Raw genomic sequence first — 23,242 nt, forward strand, 5'->3', positions numbered from 1 at the left:
ATGGCAAATACTAAAGCAGTTGATATGCCAATTATTGAACAAATTATGGAGAAAAGCAAATACTCTAAAACCGATGAAAGTTATAGTATTGCTAAAAGAGGTGTTGCTGAATTTATTTCAGAAATTGTAAAAAGCGACAATGCTGAAGAAAAAATCAATAAATTTGCACTTGATGAAATGATAGCCCATATTGATTATTTACTCTCAAAACAAATGGATGAAGTTTTACATAATGAAGAATTTCAAAAACTTGAATCTACTTGGCGTGGACTTAGATTTCTAGTTGAAAGAACTGATTTTAATGAAAATATAAAAATTGACCTATTTGATATAAGAAAAGAAGAAGCTTTAGAGGATTTTGAAAACAATCCAGATATAACACAAAGCGTTGTTTATAAAAATATATATTCTTCAGAATATGGACAATTTGGAGGAGAGCCTATAGGAGCAATCATTGGAGATTATCAACTTGGATCAGCAAGTCCTGATATGACTTTTTTAAATAAAATGGCTAGTATTGCGGCTATGAGTCATTCTCCCTTTTTAACATCTTTTGGACCAAAATTTTTTGGGCTTGATGATTATTCTGAACTTGCGAATATTCAAGATTTGCAAGGTTTGCTAGAAGGTCCTCAATATACAAGGTGGAGAACTTTTAGAGAAAATGAAGACTCTAAATATACAGGCTTACTAGTGACAAGATTTTTAGCAAGAAGCCCTTATGATCCTGAAGAAAACCCTATTAAAAGCTTTAACTATAAAGAAAATGTTCATGCTTCGCATAATCATTTATTGTGGGCTAATTCTTCGTATACTTTTTGTACAAGATTAACAGAAAGCTTTGCTAAATATAGATGGTGTGGAAACATTATAGGACCAAAAAGTGGAGGGACTGTTAAGGATCTGCCTACTTATCTTTATGAAAATTTTGGAACTATACAATCAAAAATACCTACAGAAGTTTTGATTACAGATAGGAGAGAGTATGAACTTGCTGAAGCAGGTTTTATAACTTTAACATTAAGAAGAGATAGTAATAATGCAGCATTTTTTTCAGCAAATTCTCCGTTAAAACCAAAATTATTTCAAAATACCCCAGAAGGTAAAGAAGCTGAAACAAATTACAGATTAGGAACTCAACTTCCATATATCTTTTTAATTTCAAGATTGGCGCACTATTTAAAGGTTTTACAACGAGAAGAAATAGGGAGCTGGAAAGAAAGAAGCGATATTGAAAATGGACTTAATGAATGGATTAGACAATATATTTCCGATCAAGAAAATCCGCCTTCTGAAGTAAGAAGTCGTCGTCCATTTAGAGCAGCACAAGTGAAAGTTAGTGATATACCAGGAGAGCCAGGATGGTATAAAATAGGGCTAAGTGTCCGACCTCATTTTAAATATATGGGCGGTAATTTTGAACTTTCTTTAGTAGGAAAATTAGATAAAGAATAATAATGTCCTTGCTAGATAAACTAATCCATAATTTAGATGAGCAAAACATTCATATTCCATTCTATCAAAATGATTTTGAGGATGTAAAAAACAATATAAAGGTTTTGCTCAATGCAAAAATTAATGATTGTTATGCTGTAAAAAATTTAGGAATGCCTAATATGGCTGATATTAATCTTAACTCTAATGAATTATGCGTATCAATGGCCAAGGAAATAAGAAAACTAATTGATAACTATGAAAAAAGAATATGTGTAGTTTCTATCACTTATGATAATAATTTAAGTCCTTGGCAACTTTCTTTTATTGTAAAATGTTTTTTTCAGGATGATCGTTTTAAAGAATTTAATATAGAAATCATCTTTAAAAACAATAGATATTGCGAGGTTAAATGAAGGATAATATTTTTTATTATCAAAAAGAGCTTGAATATCTATATGAAAAAAGAGAGTATTTTATAAAAAATTATCCAAAGTTAACACCATTTTTGGCATATGATAGCAAAGATCCTGATATAGAAAGAATTATTGAAAATTTAGCTATTTTAAGCTCTAAAATCCATCAAGAGCTTGATGAAAATATACCACACATTGCAGAATCTTTGATTAATATTGTTTCTCCAAATTATACAAATCCTTTACCTTCTTTATGCATGCAAGAATTTAAATTTGAACAAAATAGTAAAGAAAATAATTTAATTATTCCCAAAGGAACTCTTATTAAATCAAAACCAATAGACAAATGTGTTTGTGAATTTAAAACAGTATATGATGTTTATCTTTATTCTATCTCCATCAGCGAAGTTTTTATATCTAGTAAAAATCAAGATTATACTTTCAATTTAACTTTGCAAGTCAATAAGGCAGAAACAAAAATATGTGATTTGGGTTTGGAAAAAATTAATTTATATCTAGGCAATGATACCTATATGTCTAGTACTTTATTATTATACATGCATTCTTATTTAAAAGAATTAAAAATTCAAAGTTTAGATACTGATGAAGAATTTTTTCTTAATACCTATAATATTGAAAAAATAGGATTGAATCCAGATGAAAGTAGTTTATCTTATAATGATTTAGGTTTTGAAGCATTTTCCTTACTAAGAGAATATTTTTTCATGCCACATAAATTTAATTTTTTAAGAATCAATGGTTTGGATATTTTAAATAATTGTCAAGGAAAGACAATTAATATTGAATTTAAATTCTCTAAACCATTTCCTGCAAATTGTATTTTTAGAAAAGAATTACTTTCTTTAAGCATGACACCTATTATCAATATCTTTACAAAAAGTGCAGAACCTCTTATAAATAATCACAAAAAAGATAGTTATAGAATTTTTGTGGATAGAAGCCAACCTAAAGCTTACGAAATCATACAGACACTACAGGTTAAAGCACATAATAGTGAAGGCGGCAAAAGGCTATTAAAAAACTATAAAAGTTTTGAACGCTTTGAATTTTTAAAAGATAATCAAAAGGATTTTTATAGCGTAAATACTAAAAAGAATTCCAAAGGAGAAGTATTTAGCGAAATTTCTTTCTTTTCCTCTTATATAATGGATGAAACTATAAGTATTGATCTTTTGTGCTCCAATGGAGATTTACCTTCAAAATTAAAAATAGGTGATATTAATACCTGCGATCTAAAAGGTGTCGATACCAAAAATGTGGAAATTCCAAGCGAAACAAGAAGATGTAGTGTTGATGGTAATTTATTATGGAAGCTTGTTTCTGTGTTATCTTTTTCATATCAAACAATATTGAGCAAAAAAGCTTTTTTTGGTGTGTTGGAAAGCTATAGCTTTTTAGATAATCAATCAAATTGGAAGATTTATAAGCTTTTGCAAGAATCTATAATCGATATTCAAAGTAAAAGCACTTATTTAATAGATGAAAATATCACAAAAAAAGGGACCTTAGCTATTTTTAGTATTAAAGATTCGAAGTTTTACACTTTAGGCGAGGTGTATTTATTGGGATTGATTATATCTAAATTTTTAGCTTCTTTTGCTAGTATTAACTCCTTTTGTGAGTTAAAAATAAGATGCCTTGACTCAAAAGAAATTTTACATTACCCTGCTTCTTTTGGAAAAAAAGCTTTAATATGAATAATCTTACTTCATATAGTTTTTTTAAATTAATAAAAAAATTAGAAAAAGACTATGGAAGAAAGAATATATTTTTAAGAACAAATAAAAGTTTAAAACATCCAAATAAAGATATAGAAAAAATCATTTTTTCAGAACACGAACAATCAGTTATAGAATTGTTTATAAATTTCATGGGGCTACATGGAGTCTCTTCACAACTTCCTTCATTTATGCTAGATAAACTGTCAAGAAATGAAGATGGCGACCAAGGTTGGACTCTATTCTTTGATTTCTTTAATCATTATTTGCTTTGGATATTTTTTGATGTAATAAGCTTAAAAAATTATCCACGATCTTTTAATGAAAATTTTAAAGATTCTATTTCAAAAATTTTATTTAGCATGTTGGGAATTAAAGAATACGATATTGCAAAAAAATATTTACCATTTGCACCTTTACTACTAAGTTTAAGACGACCTAAAACACACATTGAAAGAGTTTTACAAGTCAATTTTAAACTTAAGGGTAAATTATCAATTATTGAAAATTTACCCCATCAAATTTTAATTTCAAATTCGCAAAAAAATAACTTAGGAATAAAGAACAATATTTTAGGAAATAATTTTATATTGGGCGATAAATTTATCTCTTATCAAAACAAAATAGCGATCTATATAAAGGATATTTCATATCAAGAAGCGGTTAAATTTATGCCCAATGGAACCAAACACGATGATTTAAAAAATAGCATAATGTTTTTAACAAATAATGAATTTTGTGTTGATTTATATCTTAAAATCAACTATTCTTCAGAAATGAAGTTTGTGTTAGGAGAAGAAAATACTGCCAAACTTGGTTGGGCAAAAATTTTAGGTAATACGCAAAAAAAATATACAATAGTATATATGAAACTATGTGAATAAGCTAACACAAAAATATGTTTAAAAAAATCACAATCTCTCTTCACCCATAAACCATACCCTAAAATAAACTTTATTTTACCCACTTTATGCTAAAATAAATCACATAAGCTTATAGGCTATTAATCATCAACAAACCCAAAAGGATCATCAATGTCCCTTAATTCTTACATGAGTCTTAATATATCAAATTCTACTTCAAATCCCCTACCCTTTAAAATCACTAAAGCCCTCATCAAAGAAAGTCTTGAAGAGCTTTTTTCTATAGAATGTGAAGGCTTTTTTGAAAGTTTAGAACAAGATTTATTTTCTTTAAATACTTTAACCAATGCTTCATCTCATCCAAGCACCCCTACAACTTTTAATTTTCATCCTAATGTTTTAATCGATCAAGAAGCTATTTTAAGTATCCATAATCCTTATGAGAATAATACCTTAAACTTTGATAACAATGAAGTAAAAAACTATAAGGGAATTATCACTTATATAAAATATCTAGGTATTAATCATGAAAGTGCTTTAAATATTAATGATAGCACTTCAAATACTAAGCAAATACAATACAAGCATTTTTTTTCTTTTAAGCTTCAATCAATCTTGATAAGACTTTCTTTAAATAAAGCCAATCGTATTTATACTCATACTAATATTATAGAAGTGATTAAACAAACCCTTGGTTTTTATCAAGATATCTTACATAAAGAAATTGATTATTCTAATATACATTTTAATTATGAAGAACAAGAACTCATCTCTCAATACAATGAAAGTGATTTAGACTTTATTACAAGATTAAGCCATAATAATGGAATCTTTTTTTATGAAGATGAGAACACTATTTATTTTTGTGATGTGTATAAAAATGTAAAAAATAAAGAAATTGAGTATAATCCTAATATTAATAATATTTTAAATCAAGCTTGTATTTCTTCTATTTATAAAGAGCAAAGCTTAAGAACTAATTCTTTTACACATTCTAGTATTAATGCCAATACTCCTTTAAATCTTTTATCTTTACACTCTAGTAAAGTTCCTTATGAACAAGAACTTAATAACAAAGCTTGTTATAATGAACATTTTTATGAGAGTGAATATTCTTTTACAAAAAGCATTGATTTAAAGACTAAGCCTTCTCTTAAAGAAAAAAGAGCCTTAGTATTAAATGAAAACTTACTAGCAAAAAGTAATATTTATCATCTTAGCTTAGGAGATTTTATCACTTTAAATTATAAGGAGTTTAATCATCAAGAAGAAATAAAAAATCAAGATGAAGAAAAACAAGATAAAGCTTCTTTGCTTAAAGACTTTATTATTATCGCTAATACTCAAATCTTAATTGATGATGCCATCTTAGCTAATTCTATTAATACTAATGATCATTTAAATTTAAAAGATTTAAATTTAAATAAATCTTATTCTAATACTTTAACTTTACTAAAAAAGAATATTATTTTTACTCCAAGTTTTAAAGCTAAACCTAAAGCTCCTAATAGCACTCAAGGTATTGTTATAGGAGAGAGTAAGGATATAGAAAGTGAGAGAAATACTATTTATACTGATGAGCATGGAAGGGTTAAGGTAAGGATTAATCTTTATGCCAATCAAGAAGAATTAGATAATGATACTTTTATTGCAAATGATATAGATATAAATTCTTCTAATTTATCAAGCAATACTTATAAATCTTATCATCACACTCCTTTTTTAAGAGTAGCTTCTCATATAGCAAGCAATCATTCAGGTTTTTTTCATACTCCAAGAATAGGAGATGAAGTGATTATTTCTTTTTTAGATGATGATATAGATAAACCTTATGTAAGTGGAAGTTTGTATAATGGGGCTACAACAATGCCCCAATATAATTATCCAAGATATAAAAGAGAAATCGCTACAAATGCATTGAGTTATTTAAGCGTAGTTCCTGCTATGATTGATAAAGGTTTAGATACATTAAAACTTCAAGAAAATACTGATTATGAATTAAGCTCTATAAACAATCATTATCTTACTTTGGCTAATTCCACAGTAGGAGTGGATAACACCAATGCAAGAGCAAGGAATGAAATTACCCTAAAAAACGACAAAGACAAAGAAGAAATTTATATCCTAGCACAAAAAGATTATAAAGAAGAAATAGGTAATAATTATGAGCAAACCATAAAAAATAATAAAACTTCAGAAGTGGGAGCCTTATATACCGAATTTATTACTTTAGGACATATGCAAAATATCATAGGTTTTAAAAATGTCAATGTAGGAGCTGAATATTTAGAAAATACCCTACTTTCTAAAGACACCAATGTGGGTTTAAGTAATACTTTAAATGTAGGAATCAGCAATGAAGTCAATATAGGACAAAACCACGAAGAAAAAATAGGAAATGATAAAAGAGTAATCATCAACAACAATCTAGAGCAAGATATCAAAAATGATTTTATCCAAAGAATAGGACATAATAAAAATGAAACCATAAAAGGTTCTTACGTGCTTCAAACCAATCAAAGTATAAAATTTCACTCCAAAAAAGATCTAAGCATAGAAACAAATGAGTATTTCAAAGCTGAAGCTGATGATTCTATTAGTTTTAAAGCTAAAAATAATTGTTCCTTTACGGCTGATGAAATAAATACTTTAGCTAATAAAGAAAGTACTTTAATAGCACAAGAACAAATCATCTCTCAAGTAGGTGAAAATACCACCATCACACAAACAAAAGATAAGATTATACTCCAAGTAGGAACAACACAAGTGATTATAGATAGCAAAGGTTTAAGGGTAAAAGGAGGTGATTTAAGAGCGGATTAAAAGCAATTTTCTTGAATTAAAACTAAAATTACAAAAAAACTAAAGGAAAAACAATGAAAACATTAGAAGATATCAAAGCTATGAGCTATCAAGAAAAAGATGAATTAGAAGATTTAGTTCTTGAAATTATAGATAATAATGATTTAGTTAAGCTAAAAGATATTTTAAAGGATTATCCTGTAAAAATATCTTGTTATGAGCTTAATATTAAAGATGAGGATGGAGACTTTCCTTTATTTGATCCTTTTAATCTAATAATAAGAGCTGCACATGCTTGTGAAGAAAATAATAATGATTTTTCTATTTTAGATTATTTATTTGATGAGTATGGATTAAGTTTAAAAGATCCTAAATATAACTTTGCTTTTCATGATATGAAATATATCAAAGAAGCTAATGATAAATATATCTTAATGGAAGAAGTAGAAGATACCATTATTTATCAAAACGCCCTAATTTATGATTATATACTCAATGCTGATAATCCAAATTCTCAAATCATTAAGTATCTAGTCAATCGTGGAGCTAAATTTGAAGTGCATAAAGATGGCTTTGGTTGGACTCCTATGCATTTTTGGGTAATGCAAAATAATTATGAATTATTAGAACTAGCCATTAAAGGAGGGGCTAATGTAGATATGCAAACTTTTAGTAAATTAAGAAAATACAGCAAAACTCTTTTATTTGAAGCTGTAAAAGAAGCAGAAACCTATAGGGTTACACAGCTTTTAATTGAACTTGGAGCTAATGTGAATTTTGCTACCCCAAGAACTCCTTTAGATAATGCAAAAGGATCTAGAAATAAAAAGCTTTTAAAAGATGCAGGAGCAATGACTTCAGAACAAATCAGAAAGAAATTTAATTTACCAGCATATGATGATTCTCATTGTGAAATTGATGGAAAAACTGATTTTGATTTATTGGGTAAATATCGTGATGAATGTTCCAAACTTTTAAACGATGCTATAAAAAAGGCTAAGGAGAATGAGTAGAGTGATAAAAATTAACTTTACTGATGTCAATTTTCATATTAAAGAATTTCAAAAGGTTTATATACTAGAAAATTGTAAATTGTATTTTTATAAGCCTTTTCATTTACAAACAGAAGATAAAAACAATGGAAAAGAATTTGAAGATAAAAATAGAACAATTCATAAAGAACAAGAAATTAAAAAAATAAATTCTCAAGATCAATTAAATGAAAAAGAAGATATCACAAAAGATTATGCACAAAAAATCGATAAAAAGATAAATAAATTTGATGAAAATAACTTCATCTTGCAAACTAAAAAACAACGACAAATCGATCCTGATAATTATGATATATTTTACGATGTTTATACAAGTAAAGATAATGATATCAAAAGTTTAAATGAAGAGCTAGGATATGATGGCTTTGAAGTAAAAAATGGTATAGCTAAAGTTGAAGCAGAATTTTTTGATAAATGCTTAAAAGAAAAAAAATATGTTTTAATACCAAGATTAGTATCTTTAGATAAAAATGAAACATTACACTTTGATCCTGTGCCTTTAGAAGATAAAGGCTTTGTAGTGACTGATTTTAGAAAAGGGAGAAAGGGAGAAAAAAATATAGATTTAAGCTTTCAAAGAAATATAGCTAAAATAAAAAATCCTAATTTAACTTTGCAAAGCCCTAAAGAATTCCTACAAGCCTTAAATGAAAATAAAGAATTTACAGAAGATGATAAAATACAACAAGCACAAGCTATCCAAGAAGCTTGTGGAAAAAAAGCAGATGAAATAACCAAAATCTTGCTTAAAGAGGATAAAAGTTTAAAAGATATTATTACAGATAAAGAAAAATTAGAGGAAAGAATTGGCAGATTGCAAGATAATAAAAACAAATCACCTAAAGAACTAAGCCTACTAGGTAGACTTGAATTTTTACAAAGAAATCAAGAAAAAGCTGAAAAACATAAAGACATTATAAAAGTTCTTCAAAACCCTCAACAAGCTAGCAATGATAAGCAAAACGATAAGACAAAGAGTAGAACAAAAAACAAACAAAAACAAACCACCATCCCAAACCAAGAAGAACAAAAAAATAAAAATATCAATTCTAAAGACATAGGAGATGCAGGTGAATATGCTGCTTCTATGCTTTTTACTAAAAGATCAACTAGGTATTTATCTAATAGAAGAAAACTAGATGCGAATTTTAACACTAAAGGTTTTAATCACACCATACCTGATTTTTTAGTAACGCTAAATGATTACCCTACTTTAGTAGAGGTTAAAAATGTTCAAGATCAAGCTTTAACAGAACAAATAAGCTTTGAGTTAAAACTTGCTAGAGAATATGAGCTTGATTATTTATTTTTATGCAATCATTACACAAAATTAATAGATAATATAACTAATCTAAAGATATTTAATAAAGACAATAAAAACCATAAAGGATCAAGAAGTGGTTTTATCTACCACAGACATGCTCACAGAAGCATAAAAACAATATTTAAAGAAATGTATCTACATCACATAAAAGGAGCAGCACCTAATAAAATTATCATAAAAAGATTAAATTTAAATAATTCTGCTAATATAGAAGAAGAATTAAACAAAAACAAACAAATACAAAAAAACTAAAGGAAAAACAATGAAAACCTTAGAAGATATCAAAGCTATGAGCTATCAAGAAAAAGATGAATTAGAAGATTTAGTTCTTGAAATTATAGATAATAATGATTTAGTTAAGCTAAAAGATATTTTAAAGGATTATCCTGTAAAAATATCTTGTTATGAGCTTCATTTTAAAAATAAAGATAATGAATACCCTTTATTTGAACCTATGAATTTAATATTAAGAGCTGCACATGCTTGTGAAGATAATAATAATGATTTTTCTATTTTAGATTATTTATTTGATGAGTATGGTTTAAGTTTAAAAGATCCTAAATATAATTTTTATCATAGTGATATGAAATATATTAAAGAAGCTAATGATAAATATATCTTAATGGAAGAAGTAGAAGATACCATTATTTGTCGAAACGCCCTAATTTATGATTATATATTAAGTGCTGATAATCCAAATTCTCAAATCATTAAGTATCTAGTCAATCGTGGGGCTAAATTTGAAGTGCATGATGAAGGGGCTTATGGTTGGACTCCTATGCATTTTTGGGCTAGACGCAATAATTATGAATTATTAGAATTAGCTATTAAAGGAGGAGCTAATGTAGATATGCAAACCTTGCTTGATCCAAAAAGCGAATACAATGAAACCCTTTTATTTGAAGCTGTAAGCGAACCTGAAACCTATAGGGTTACACAGCTTTTAATTGAACTTGGAGCTAATGTGAATTTTGCTACCCCAAGAACTCCTTTAGATGATGCAAAAGGATCTAGAAATAAAAAGCTTTTAAAAGATGCAGGAGCAATGACTTCAAATGAAATTAGAAAAAAATATAATTTACCAGCATATGATGATTCTCATTGCGAAATTGATGGAAAAGATGATATGGATTTACTAGGTAAATATCGTAATGAATGTGCCAAACTTTTAAACGATGCTATAAAAAAGGCTAAAGAAAGTGAATGAGGGAATAGAAATTCACTTTGCTAAAATAAATTATAAGGAAAGATAATGAAAAATAAAAAATTATTGGATGATGAATATATACAAGAAGTGTTTAAATACTATCTTAAAAATGATAATTATTTAAAAGATGCTTTATATGGTTTAAAAAAATACGAACGAAGAGCTTTTATAAGTAGCATTTTAAGCTATGAATATAAAAATTTAGTAGAAAATGGCAATTTAAAAGTTGATGCAAAATATAAAGTTACCTTGCCGCCTAATCTTATTGCTGTTTTAGAATATGATAAAAGTGAATTTAATGGCGTAAATCTTCGAAATTTTATAAATGATTTGGAATTTGAATTAGAACATATAGAAATGGAACTTTATGACGATCCTGCTGACTTTGAAGGGGGAGATTATTATAATGAAGATAGCGATTGTGATGAAGATTATACAGTAGAAGATTGGGTAGAAGATCAAGTAAGTGATATTAAAGACTTTTTATATGCTTTAAAAGATTTTAAATGAAACAAACATTAAGCTCTAATCGAGTAAGCTTTTATCTTTTTTCTACTAAAACTTTTAGTGATGAAAAATATCTTAATGCTTGGAGCTTAAAAGGCGAGCGTTTAAATGCCAAAGATTGGTTTGAATTTAAACAAGCCAATAAAGACAAATTTTATAATAAGCATTTAGAAAATACCTTAAAAACTATGCAAGAGTTTAAAGCTTATTTTAGTGTTGATCAATTTGAAGGCATAAATCTACATGGTGATGATGAATGGCTTGATTTTTTGCCTTCAAATTATACTCAATTTTATAATCGTTTATGTAGGGATAAAAGTAAATATATTTTACATCGATATTATCAAAAAAATGATTTGACAGAGATTGGTATGCTTAAAAATCTTTCTCCTAATTTTCCTTTTTGGGATGAAAAAGGAGAAAATTTTTCTCAAAATCAAATTGATATTTTTATAGAAAAAGATAATTTAGCACCCTACTTTAATAAATATGATATTTATTTTAATTCTTCACTTGAGCTAAGCTTTAATTTTAGTGATGAAAACTTAGAATATTTAATTAACAATTATAATCACAGAATCAATCATACTTTTACTCCAAAAAGTCAAGATGAGATACAAAAAGAATTAAATTTAAGCAAAGAAGATAAAATCATTTTAGAACTTGAAAATATGTTTTTAAATCTTTGTAAAGGCATCAGTGCTGATTATGCTTTTATGGATTTTTCTTATTTTTTTGTAGGATATGATCATACTTTAGATTCTAAAAATAATACTTTAAAATCTTATCCCATTAATCAAGATAAATTAATTCATAAAAGAAGTTTTAAAGAATATATAGAAGAATACGCAAATACTTACTTTTTAAATTATTATTCTAAAGAGTTTTTAAATGAACTTGACAATCAAGAATTAAACAAAGATAGACTTAATTATTATCTTATTAATTACAACAAAATTCCAAAAAACACAGAAGAAGAAAACATACAAGGCATACTTTCTAAACAAAAAGATATAGATATCAATTTTGTAAATTTTATAGATTATAAAGACTATGTTTATAAAAATAAAGATGATTTTTGGGAGTTTTCAGCAAAAGAAAATTCTATACTTTGGGAAAAATTTCTAAGTAAAAATACCCTAAAACCTTTTCCTTTAAATTTTGATTGCTCTTTAGAAGAAAAGCTTCTTTATGCTAAAGATGAACAACTAGAAAACATACTTAAAACCCACAAGACTTTTCATGGCTAAAAAAAGAACAATCCTTATTCCTAGAATAGAAGATATTAATATAACTCCTGATACTTCTTGTTTGCATCCTATCTTAGAAGATAATACTTTAGTATGCTTACATGGAGGTAGAGTTAAGTTAAAAGCAAAAAAAGCTAAAAGAATAAAATCAGACAATGTTTCTATTATGCTTAATAATGAAATACAAGGAGCCAGTATAAGTGGATGTTTAAATCCACCTATACTAGGAGGACCTTGTACTAAAGTAGCTATGGTATTTGCTTATACTTATTCAGATCATAAAGTTAATAATAAACATTCTGTGTTACAAATGGGTTTAATAGGGGTAAGTAATAAAGGTTATCCTATATTTGCTATACCCAAAAAGAATAAGATTAAATTTGCTTTAGCTAAAATACAAGCTAGTCCTCTTGCTAAGATTAAATTTGACAGGATAAGATGGGAAGGGGGAGGAAGCGATAACAAACAACCACCAATTCAAACCCATCATATTGCCACTGATAAGAGTAAAAGATTTACTAAAGAATTTCAAAAAATAACAAAAAAATATAGCTTGGAATTAGATGGAGATTGGAATAAAGTTAAAATGCCACATCGCGGAAGACATCCTAATGAATATCATGAATATATTCTTGAAAAAATGAGTAAAATTGATAAAATAGCAAGAGGAGATAAGAATAAATTCTTAAAAGAATTTGAAAAACTAAAAGAAGAAGTCAAAAATAATCCTGCTATACTTCATAAAGATTACTATAAGGAGAGAAAATAATGAAATATTATAAAATGATGTATAACTATAATCATAATGATGTGGATAATTGGTACTCTTGTGATCTTGTAGATATAAAAAATAATGATGAATATGCACTTTTAGAATCCAAACCTATCACAAATTGGCAAACACCTAGTTTTGAAATAGACAAAAATGAAGGAGACATATTAACTGATCTTATACACAATGACTGTGGTTGGCGTATAGTCTCTCCTAAATTTATAAATTTAATGCAAGATTTAATTAAAGATTGTGTGCAATATTTAGATGTAGAAATTAAAAGTCAGGAAATAAATTATTATGATTGTAAAATTATGCATGTAATAAAATCACTTGAAGCTTTAGATTATGAACATTCTGTATATACTTATATGGGTGATAATAATGAATATCTAAGTATTACTAAGGCTGTTTTAAAAAAATCAAAACTTGATGGAAGCCATATATTTAGAATTAAAGATGATGAAATACCTGTTTTTGTATCAAGTGAATTTAGAAAAATAGTAAGAGAAAACAATTTATTAGGTTTTAGTTTTAGTGAAGTTATGGTATATGAAGATTAATAAACATATAAAAATATTACAATCATAAATTTATTAGGTTTTATCAAACAAATACCATAACAAAGGATAGAAAATGACAAGAGAACAAGCAGAACTAATTATAAAAGAAGAAAAGTTGATTGATACAGATTGGTATCCTTCTTATAAACATTTAGGGGAATATCATCTTACTATGTGGTTTGATTCTGATAATAATAAATACGAAGCTGTTTATATTGGAGAAAGGGGAAGTGTTGAACTTGAGTATTCTTTTGATAGTGAAAAAGAAGCCATTGATAAAATGTTGCAAGAAAATTATTGGCATAAATATCATGATATCAAGGACATCAAAGAATATCTAACAAAAGAAGTAGCACTAAGAATCATCCAAGAAGAAAATCTAGAAGTGATTTGGTATGATGAAGCACTTAAACCAATGCGAGCAGGTATTAAACACAATAAACAAAGAGACAAATATATTTCTTTTATCACTAATGCTAAAGCAGAGATTATAGAATGGAAAAGTATTGAATTTGATGGGGATGAAGAATTTGAAGGAGAAATATATAATGATGAAGATATAGCCCTTTATGCTCTTATCAATCGTGCTAGAATGATTAAGCAAAATAGGATTAGCTTTGTGTAAATACTTTCCTTATGATTTAATTTAATCTTAGCGAGTTTAAAAACCCACAAGACTTTTCATGGCTAAAAAAAGAACAATCCTTATTCCTAGAATAGAAGATATTAATATAACTCCTGATACTTCTTGTTTGCATCCTATCTTAGAAGATAATACTTTAGTATGCTTACATGGAGGTAGAGTTAAGTTAAAAGCAAAAAAAGCTAAAAGAATAAAATCAGACAATGTTTCTATTATGCTTAATAATGAAATACAAGGAGCCAGTATAAGTGGATGTTTAAATCCACCTATACTAGGAGGACCTTGTACTAAAGTAGCTATGGTATTTGCTTATACTTATTCAGATCATAAAGTTAATAATAAACATTCTGTGTTACAAATGGGTTTAATAGGGGTAAGTAATAAAGGTTATCCTATATTTGCTATACCCAAAAAGAATAAGATTAAATTTGCTTTAGCTAAAATACAAGCTAGTCCTCTTGCTAAGATTAAATTTGACAGGATAAGATGGGAAGGGGGAGGAAGCGATAACAAACAACCACCAATTCAAACCCATCATATTGCCACTGATAAGAGTAAAAAATATACTCCAAAATTTCAAGAGATACTTAATTCATATGATTTAAAACTAAATGGAGATTGGAATAAAGTTAAAATGCCACATCGCGGAAGACATCCTAATGAATACCATGAATATATTCTTGAAAAAATGAGTAAAATTGATAAAATAGCAAGAGGAGATAAGGATAAATTCTTAAAAGAATTTGAAAAACTAAAAGAAGAAGTCAAAAACAATCCTGCTATACTTCATAAAGATTACTATAAGGAGAGAAAATAATGAAATATTATAAAATGATGTATAATGGACAACATAATGACGTTGATAATTGGATAAATTGTATTAAACCAGATATAAAAAATAATGACAAATATGCACTTTTAGAATCCAAACCTATCACAAATTGGCAAACACCTAGTTTTGAAATCGATAAAGATGATGGTAAAATACTGACCGATTTAATATCTAATGTATATAATTGGCGTATAGTCTCTCCTAAATTTATAAATTTAATGCAAGATTTAATTAAAGATTGTGTGCAATATTTAGATGTAGAAATTAAAAGTCAGGAAATAAATTATTATGATTGTAAAATTATGCATGTAATAAAATCACTTGAAGCTTTAGATTATGAACATTCTGTATATACTTATATGGGTGATAATAATGAATATCTAAGTATTACTAAGGCTGTTTTAAAAAAATCAAAACTTGATGGAAGCCATATATTTAGAATTAAAGATGATGAAATACCTGTTTTTGTATCAAGTGAATTTAGAAAAATAGTAAGAGAAAACAATTTATTAGGTTTTAGTTTTAGTGAAGTTATGGTATATGAAGATTGAAAGACTAAAAGCTATAAAAATTTGCAATTTAATATAAAAAGATTTTTAGTTATAATTTCATTTTATATTTAAGGAAAAATTTATGGAAGATTTAAAACTTTTACAAAGGCGTTGGGAAGAAGCTTATGAAGCTATGCCTAAACTTTATGAAACACCAGATGGGTTAATAATAAATTTCACCCTAAGTGAAGATACAGATACTATTCTTTTTAAAAAACCTTGGGAAAATTTTGAATTAGATGATGAAGATAAAGAAACCAAATGGAGGCTGAGTTTTTTTAGCATTAGCAAAGATGAGCCTTTGGGGTATTTAGAGTATAAAGAAGCTTTAGAGAAATTGCAAGATTTTTCTTTAATTCAATCAGAAGAAAGGATTTTAATTAGAGCAATGAGTTTAGAAGAGCTTGAAAGCTTAGAGCTTAAAGGGTGGTAATGCTTCCTCAACCTATATTTTTAAATAAACTTATAGAATTTTTATCTGATGAAAATTTAGATATTGTAAATATGAAAAAAGGTGTAGATAAAATTTTTTCTAAAAAAGATTTTTACGCTATATTAGAATTAAATATTAAAATTATGAATATAGCGAAATTAATTTTTAAAAGTGATGAACAATTAAATATATTATTACCACAAGCTTCTGATTATAAGAATACAAATTATTTTCCTCAAGAATTAGAGTTAAAAAAAGAAATGGATGTTAATCTTAATGATTTAAAAAATTGTGATAATAAAAAAATAATAGAAATAATTAAGCAAGAATATCAAAATAATCTGATTAAAGAATTGGATATTAATTCTCAAAAAGAAAAAATCAAAATACTTTTTATTATTAATGAAGTGCCAAAATTTTTAAAATCAATCTATAAAGAATGTGAGTTTAAAGAATATGGATTAGCAAATTATTTGGAATTTGATGAAATTTGGGGTTTTTATGAAAATAATACTAGATATTTTACTATTTTAACTCCCATGGGTGCAAATAAAATAAAATTGCGTTTAGAAAATACACAAAACAGCGAAAAAGAACTCAATATCATAGAAGTAAATTTAGATAAAAATAGATTTTAATAACAAAAATAAGCAATTTCTTTTTCTACTCAAATTTAGACTATTTGTGTTAAAATAATAAATATAAAAATTAAAAACATAGTGGATTTATACCAAATTATAAACACCATAAACTCAACCCCAAAAGGATCATCAATGTCCCTTAATTCTTACATGAGTCTTAATATATCAAATTCTACTTCAAATCCCCTACCCTTTAAAATCACTAAAGCCCTCATCAAAGAAAGTCTTGAAGAGCTTTTTTCTATAGAATGTGAAGGCTTTTTTGAAAGTTTAGAACAAGATTTATTTTCTTTAAATACTTTAACCAATGCTTCATCTCATCCAAGCACCCCTACAACTTTTAATTTTCATCCTAATGTTTTAATCGATCAAGAAGCTATTTTAAGTATCCATAATCCTTATGAGAATAATACCTTAAACTTTGATAACAATGAAGTAAAAAACTATAAGGGAATTATCACTTATATAAAATATCTAGGTATTAATCATGAAAGTGCTTTAAATATTAATGATAGCACTTCAAATACTAAGCAAATACAATACAAGCATTTTTTTTCTTTTAAGCTTCAATCAGTCTTGATAAGACTTTCTTTAAATAAAGCCAATCGTATTTATACTCATACTAATATTATAGAAGTGATTAAACAAACCCTTGGTTTTTATCAAGATATCTTACATAAAGAAATTGATTATTCTAATATACATTTTAATTATGAAGAACAAGAACTCATCTCTCAATACAATGAAAGTGATTTAGACTTTATTACAAGATTAAGCCATAATAATGGAATCTTTTTTTATGAAGATGAGAACACTATTTATTTTTGTGATGTGTATAAAAATGTAAAAAATAAAGAAATTGAGTATAATCCTAATATTAATAATATTTTAAATCAAGCTTGTATTTCTTCTATTTATAAAGAGCAAAGCTTAAGAACTAATTCTTTTACACATTCTAGTATTAATGCCAATACTCCTTTAAATCTTTTATCTTTACACTCTAGTAAAGTTCCTTATGAACAAGAACTTAATAACAAAGCTTGTTATAATGAACATTTTTATGAGAGTGAATATTCTTTTACAAAAAGCATTGATTTAAAGACTAAGCCTTCTCTTAAAGAAAAAAGAGCCTTAGTATTAAATGAAAACTTACTAGCAAAAAGTAATATTTATCATCTTAGCTTAGGAGATTTTATCACTTTAAATTATAAGGAGTTTAATCATCAAGAAGAAATAAAAAATCAAGATGAAGAAAAACAAGATAAAGCTTCTTTGCTTAAAGACTTTATTATTATCGCTAATACTCAAATCTTAATTGATGATGCCATCTTAGCTAATTCTATTAATACTAATGATCATTTAAATTTAAAAGATTTAAATTTAAATAAATCTTATTCTAATACTTTAACTTTACTAAAAAAGAATATTATTTTTACTCCAAGTTTTAAAGCTAAACCTAAAGCTCCTAATAGCACTCAAGGTATTGTTATAGGAGAGAGTAAGGATATAGAAAGTGAGAGAAATACTATTTATACTGATGAGCATGGAAGGGTTAAGGTAAGGATTAATCTTTATGCCAATCAAGAAGAATTAGATAATGATACTTTTATTGCAAATGATATAGATATAAATTCTTCTAATTTATCAAGCAATACTTATAAATCTTATCATCACACTCCTTTTTTAAGAGTAGCTTCTCATATAGCAAGCAATCATTCAGGTTTTTTTCATACTCCAAGAATAGGAGATGAAGTGATTATTTCTTTTTTAGATGATGATATAGATAAACCTTATGTAAGTGGAAGTTTATATAATGGGGCTAATCCAAGTTTAGTAAATCTTCCTTTTAATGATCACCAAACTTCTCTTTCTTCTAAAACCATAGGTGTTAATGAAGAAGGTTATAATGAACTTACCCTCTCAAATATAAAAGATAAAGAACAAATTTATTTAAAAGCGCAAAAGGATTATGATGAATTAGTACAACATAATTTCACTCAAAGAATTTTAAATGATAAAGATTCTATAGTGGATGGAATTTATAATGAAAGGATTAAAAAGGTTCATACTCAAACCATAGACTTAGCTAAAAATGTCAATGTAGGAGGAGAATACTTAACTAATGTAGGCTTATCTAAAGATACCATAGTAGGATTAAGCAATACCTTAAATGTAGGAGTAGATAATAAAGTAAGAATAGCTAAAAACTCTCATGAGTTTGTAGGAGAAAACAAAGATATAGAAATAGGTGCTAATCAAAACACTATTATCCATAAGGATGAGATAAGAAATGTGAAGGGAAATAAAAAGGAGGTGGTTGAGGGACATTATGATATTAATATAAAAGAAACATTAAAAATCCAAATAGAAAAAGAGACTTCTATAAGAAGCAAAAATAATCTACTAATCACCACCAATGCTTCAATGGGCTTTGAAACAGATAAAAATAATACCTTTGTATCTGATAATTCATTATCGCAAACAAAAACAGATTATGAAGTAAAAGCAGGCAATCAAATCCTCCACCAAGTAGGCGATACTCAAATTGTTACTAAGGGAGATTATGTGATTATTAAAGCAGGTGGAGTTGAAGTAGTGATAGATTCTAATGGGCTTGTGGTCAAAGGTGGAGAGATTAGGGCAGAGTAATGGAAGCACTTAATCAAAAAAATAGTTTAAATATTAGGCTTTTAAGTTCTAATAATATTCTTCTGCATAATCAAGAATTTAAGCTTTATGAAATAGCACAGGGCAATAAAAATGAAATCAAGACTATTTTTACAACCAATAGAATGGGGGAAGCTCATTTAAATGCTAGTGAAATTTTTAGTAAAGAAGCACAAAGCTTTGAATTAATTTTAAACCAATCTAGTGTTTATAAAAACAAACCCATCTATAATCATAGATTTTTATTAAGAAGTTATGAGTATGGGCATTGGTGTGAAATAAAATTTGAAAGAAAGGCAGATAAAGGCTCTATAAACTCTATTAGGCTAAAATCCAAAGAATTTACCTTAGAAAATAATGAAAAAATAGTGCGTAATTTCTATACTTTTGGTGATATAGTAGAATTTGAAGCTATTTATGAGGATGCAAAAATCAAAGAAGAGCAAATTAAATGGGGTTATGTTTTTATTCAGGATAAAAACACCTTAGATAAGTTAAACAAAAACCAATTAACTAATGACAAAAAGGAAAGTTCTTTATTTGATGAAGAAATTTTAAAAGATTGTTTTTATATTGAAAAAGAAGAAGATAAAGCCCTATTATCTTCTTCTATCATTTATAGACATTTAGAAAACAACAAAGCTTATTGTGGAAAACATCTTAGTTTGCAACTACCAAACCCTAAAGACACACAAGAGCAAAAAACACTATTAGTCTTTGCTTATAAAGAAATACCCAATTATAATGCCTCTTATCTTATAAGAATTAATGATTATCCACAAATTACCATTGATTGCACTCTAGCAGAAACACTAAGGGCACATACAAACAAAGATGAAATCTCAAGGCTTGGTTGGGGGGTAAGCTATATCTGTCAAAGATTATGGCATGATAATCCAAGTGATGCTAAAGAATTAAAAGATTTAACCTTTAGAAGCTCTACTTCACAAGATTTTATAGATACTATCCCTAATGAAACAATGAAAACAATAGTAAAGGAGATATTGCCTAGAGTAGAGATGCAACAATTAAAGACTGACAACACAAAATCAAGAGATAAAGCAAGATTTTATGCGGAATTAGATTGGGATAGTTTTTATATGAAGTTTCCTATAATGCAAGAGCTAAAGGGCGAGTATATGAATCTCAAAAAGCTTTTTGGAGAAGAATCTGATTTTCAAAAACAATTCGAAGATTTTCTTAATGATACTTTACTAGATATAAAAAACATTAAAAATACACAAGAATATACAATGGCACTCAATATCCAAGCAATGAAAGAGAATAAGACGAAGAATGCAGAAGTCTTTAAGCTATATAAAAAAGAGGAAACACTCCCAGAAACTCATAAAGCTATAAAAGACTTACAAAAACCATCAGATATTATCGATAATAGTTTATATTTTCAAAGGTTTGATATAAAAAATGATGTGTTTTTACCGCATTTAGGCTTAAGTAAATTTGATGCATTTTCATTGCAAAACTCCATACAACATGAAAAAGAAGTTTTAGATAAATTCCACTCTAACCCAAAATACAAGCAGAATTTTGCTCTATACTCTATCGCAGGGGCTTTTAATATCTTATATATACCAAGCCTTATACAAATCACGAGAGTTACAAGATTCTATAATTACCATTCTTTATATGCTGCGTGCAAAAAGGTGCGTGCTTTTATCATTGATACTGTGAATTTTAATAATAATGGTAGCGATCAGCCTATTGGGGCATGGGATTATGAGAAGGTAGGATTTGATTTATATAATTCGATAATGCAATACCGAAATACAAAATTTCATTTTAAATATACCTCACCAAAATCATTCTTATTTCCCTTATATAATTCAGACTTTCTAAAAACAAAACAGTATTTTAATCTAGGCTTAGATTTCTTTTTATATAGCACTACATTTTTGGATATGGATTTTAGTCATACGCAAATGCAAGATACTGCTTTTATAGTGGGGAAGTAAGATGTTTTTTGCTGGTGGTGATTATGAGCCTTTTATATATGGGCTTAGTCTTATTGCATACTATTTTCTACCCCTTTATTGTCTGACGCTTTTATTGTATAAATATAAGCCTCAATATGTGAATCTTACTCTACATATTGGAGCTTCAGTGTTGTTATACTTAGCTATGTGGGTAATATTTGTCGATACAACTATTATCAGCCTTTTTGAAATTTTTCAAATGTTTTTAATCCCCATTATCTTGCAAATTATACATCTTACCTTTATACTCTATGCTATTATCTATACTTATTTTGATATGCAAAAGATTTCATTTACAAAGAGACTAGGCAGATATATCGTTTCATTTTTTATTGGGATTGGACTACTTATCCTTTCTTTTGTAATGATGTATGCTATTGGATATTATATCAGCTCATGGTGTGATAGATATTATCTTAAAATCGATGAGAGAAATGAGGCGATTCGCACTATAACTTTTTATGTTCTTGTTGTGGTTTTTCCCAGTATAATTGCACTACTCCTTAGCTATATCCTCTATAAAAATCATAAGTCATTTTTTACTAAGATTCTATATAGAATCTTATCTATGATAGGCAAGGACAAACCATAATGCAAAAACTTATATATCAAAACCACGACTACCAACAAATACAAATCCAACAAACACAGAAACATTTCAATCTTGGTTGTGATTTTATAGTTACAAGCAAAGGTTTTAAAAATATTAAGATTCCAAATAATTTGGATACAAAGAATCTATTGAGGATTATAGTAAAAAGTGAGGCGAGATAATGACTGATGGATTTGGGTTTTTAGCATATGTCTTTACATTGCCTGTATTGATTCTTGGTGGTATATCTTATGTATGTATAGTATTTTTGATAAGATTTCAAAGCTTTTGTGGGTTTGTATGTTCAAAAAGTTTTTGGATTGCTTGGCTTTTTTCATATTATTTATTATTTTTGATTATCTGCATTACTTGTGAATGGGAGTTATTAATAATGTATATCTGTGGTATTTCTTTACCTTTGGTATATTTTTTAAGAAAATTTTTTATGCAATCACATTCAAATCTAGCTCTAAACGAATTTTCATTATGGATTATCCCAATGAGTATTTTCTCTCTTTGTATTCATAGTAGCCTGTGCGTTGCTATTGCATGGATGTTAATATTTTTTCAAACAAATTATGATACCCAAACACTTCAATCTTGGCTTAGATTTCTTTTTATATAGCTCTATATTTTTAGATATTGTGCTAGAGGAGTAGTTATTATGTTTGAAGCGACAAAAAATACAGAGTAAATTAAAGGAGTTCTTATGCAAAAGTTTTTAATAGTTTTAGGATTGTGTTTAATGTTAGCCATTAGTGCTAATGCACAATCCCCAAAAGAAGCCAAACCTAGTTTTGATTGTGCTAAAGCAAAAAGCAAGGTTGAAAAGATGATTTGTAGTGATAAAAGTGGGGAGTTACAAAAACTTGATAGATTATATTCTAAACTCTATTTTTCAATACTAAAGAGTATCCCTAAAGATACAAAAAGGGGCAAAAAACAAGAGAAAAACTGAAA

21 protein-coding genes and 1 pseudogene are annotated in these 23,242 nt (G+C 27.2%); all 22 read left to right on the forward strand.

Annotated elements, in window-relative coordinates:
• Entirely contained in the window at positions 1–1,455 is a 1,455-nt protein-coding gene (tssC, locus tag FBF21_RS05290; protein ID WP_002869989.1) for a type VI secretion system contractile sheath large subunit, read from the forward strand.
• A gap of 2 nt (positions 1,456–1,457) precedes the next feature.
• Complete coding sequence (gene tssE / locus FBF21_RS05295) at positions 1,458–1,850, forward strand: type VI secretion system baseplate subunit TssE (RefSeq protein ID WP_002779655.1); 393 nt, start codon at positions 1,458–1,460, stop codon at positions 1,848–1,850.
• Complete coding sequence (tssF, locus tag FBF21_RS05300; RefSeq protein WP_002779654.1) at positions 1,847–3,568, forward strand: type VI secretion system baseplate subunit TssF; 1,722 nt, start codon at positions 1,847–1,849, stop codon at positions 3,566–3,568. Before tssE ends, tssF begins: the two co-directional genes overlap by 4 nt.
• Positions 3,565–4,473 carry a type VI secretion system baseplate subunit TssG gene (gene tssG / locus FBF21_RS05305; protein WP_168985446.1) on the forward strand — a complete coding sequence of 303 codons (909 nt, stop codon included), beginning with the start codon at positions 3,565–3,567 and terminating at the stop codon, positions 4,471–4,473. Before tssF ends, tssG begins: the two co-directional genes overlap by 4 nt.
• 150 nt (positions 4,474–4,623) lie before the next feature.
• Positions 4,624–7,275 (forward strand): contractile injection system protein, VgrG/Pvc8 family, encoded by a 2,652-nt coding sequence (locus FBF21_RS09260; RefSeq protein WP_248276944.1) that lies wholly within the window; start codon positions 4,624–4,626, stop codon positions 7,273–7,275.
• 53 nt (positions 7,276–7,328) lie between these two features.
• Positions 7,329–8,267: an ankyrin repeat domain-containing protein gene (locus FBF21_RS05320; protein ID WP_168985447.1), complete on the forward strand. Its 939-nt coding sequence runs from the start codon at positions 7,329–7,331 to the stop codon at positions 8,265–8,267.
• Entirely contained in the window at positions 8,260–9,882 is a 1,623-nt protein-coding gene (locus FBF21_RS05325; protein WP_165433047.1) for a putative toxin, read from the forward strand. The genes FBF21_RS05320 and FBF21_RS05325 overlap by 8 nt, the downstream gene beginning before the upstream one ends.
• A 10-nt stretch (positions 9,883–9,892) precedes the next feature.
• The gene (locus FBF21_RS05330; RefSeq protein ID WP_079749796.1) at positions 9,893–10,837 is read left to right on the forward strand and encodes an ankyrin repeat domain-containing protein; all 945 of its coding nucleotides are present in this window, start codon (positions 9,893–9,895) and stop codon (positions 10,835–10,837) included.
• Between the two features lie 45 nt (positions 10,838–10,882).
• Positions 10,883–11,347: a hypothetical protein gene (locus tag FBF21_RS05335; RefSeq protein WP_002779732.1), complete on the forward strand. Its 465-nt coding sequence runs from the start codon at positions 10,883–10,885 to the stop codon at positions 11,345–11,347.
• Positions 11,344–12,594 carry a hypothetical protein gene (locus FBF21_RS05340; RefSeq protein WP_168985448.1) on the forward strand — a complete coding sequence of 417 codons (1,251 nt, stop codon included), beginning with the start codon at positions 11,344–11,346 and terminating at the stop codon, positions 12,592–12,594. The genes FBF21_RS05335 and FBF21_RS05340 overlap by 4 nt, the downstream gene beginning before the upstream one ends.
• A complete protein-coding gene (locus FBF21_RS09265) occupies positions 12,587–13,363 on the forward strand; it encodes an AHH domain-containing protein (protein WP_248276945.1) in 777 nt (258 codons plus the stop codon). Before FBF21_RS05340 ends, FBF21_RS09265 begins: the two co-directional genes overlap by 8 nt.
• Complete coding sequence (locus FBF21_RS05350) at positions 13,363–13,929, forward strand: DUF1629 domain-containing protein (protein WP_168985449.1); 567 nt, start codon at positions 13,363–13,365, stop codon at positions 13,927–13,929. Before FBF21_RS09265 ends, FBF21_RS05350 begins: the two co-directional genes overlap by 1 nt.
• Positions 13,930–14,002: 73 nt before the next feature.
• Complete coding sequence (locus FBF21_RS05355) at positions 14,003–14,554, forward strand: hypothetical protein (protein ID WP_168985450.1); 552 nt, start codon at positions 14,003–14,005, stop codon at positions 14,552–14,554.
• A 58-nt stretch (positions 14,555–14,612) separates the two neighbouring features.
• Positions 14,613–15,389, forward strand: a complete 777-nt coding sequence (locus tag FBF21_RS09270; RefSeq protein ID WP_248276946.1) for an AHH domain-containing protein — start codon at positions 14,613–14,615, stop codon at positions 15,387–15,389.
• Complete coding sequence (locus FBF21_RS05365) at positions 15,389–15,955, forward strand: DUF1629 domain-containing protein (RefSeq protein WP_168985451.1); 567 nt, start codon at positions 15,389–15,391, stop codon at positions 15,953–15,955. The genes FBF21_RS09270 and FBF21_RS05365 overlap by 1 nt, the downstream gene beginning before the upstream one ends.
• An 82-nt stretch (positions 15,956–16,037) precedes the next feature.
• Complete coding sequence (locus tag FBF21_RS05370; protein ID WP_002791053.1) at positions 16,038–16,388, forward strand: DUF4299 family protein; 351 nt, start codon at positions 16,038–16,040, stop codon at positions 16,386–16,388.
• Positions 16,388–17,026, forward strand: coding sequence for a hypothetical protein (locus FBF21_RS05375; protein ID WP_052775893.1), 639 nt, complete (start codon positions 16,388–16,390; stop codon positions 17,024–17,026). The genes FBF21_RS05370 and FBF21_RS05375 overlap by 1 nt, the downstream gene beginning before the upstream one ends.
• A gap of 135 nt (positions 17,027–17,161) precedes the next feature.
• Positions 17,162–19,678, forward strand: a complete 2,517-nt coding sequence (locus FBF21_RS05380) for a contractile injection system protein, VgrG/Pvc8 family (RefSeq protein WP_071306793.1) — start codon at positions 17,162–17,164, stop codon at positions 19,676–19,678.
• Positions 19,678–21,669, forward strand: coding sequence for a hypothetical protein (locus FBF21_RS05385; RefSeq protein WP_168985452.1), 1,992 nt, complete (start codon positions 19,678–19,680; stop codon positions 21,667–21,669). The genes FBF21_RS05380 and FBF21_RS05385 overlap by 1 nt, the downstream gene beginning before the upstream one ends.
• A 148-nt stretch (positions 21,670–21,817) precedes the next feature.
• A complete protein-coding gene (locus FBF21_RS05390) occupies positions 21,818–22,282 on the forward strand; it encodes a hypothetical protein (RefSeq protein WP_167561469.1) in 465 nt (154 codons plus the stop codon).
• A 181-nt stretch (positions 22,283–22,463) separates the two neighbouring features.
• Positions 22,464–22,907 (forward strand): hypothetical protein, encoded by a 444-nt coding sequence (locus tag FBF21_RS05395; protein WP_002789078.1) that lies wholly within the window; start codon positions 22,464–22,466, stop codon positions 22,905–22,907.
• 84 nt (positions 22,908–22,991) lie between these two features.
• Positions 22,992–23,242, forward strand: a pseudogene (locus FBF21_RS05400) (hypothetical protein); the annotation flags it as partial.

The organism is Campylobacter sp. CFSAN093238 (genome assembly GCF_012898015.1).
Taxonomy (GTDB): Bacteria; Campylobacterota; Campylobacteria; order Campylobacterales; family Campylobacteraceae; genus Campylobacter_D; species Campylobacter_D jejuni.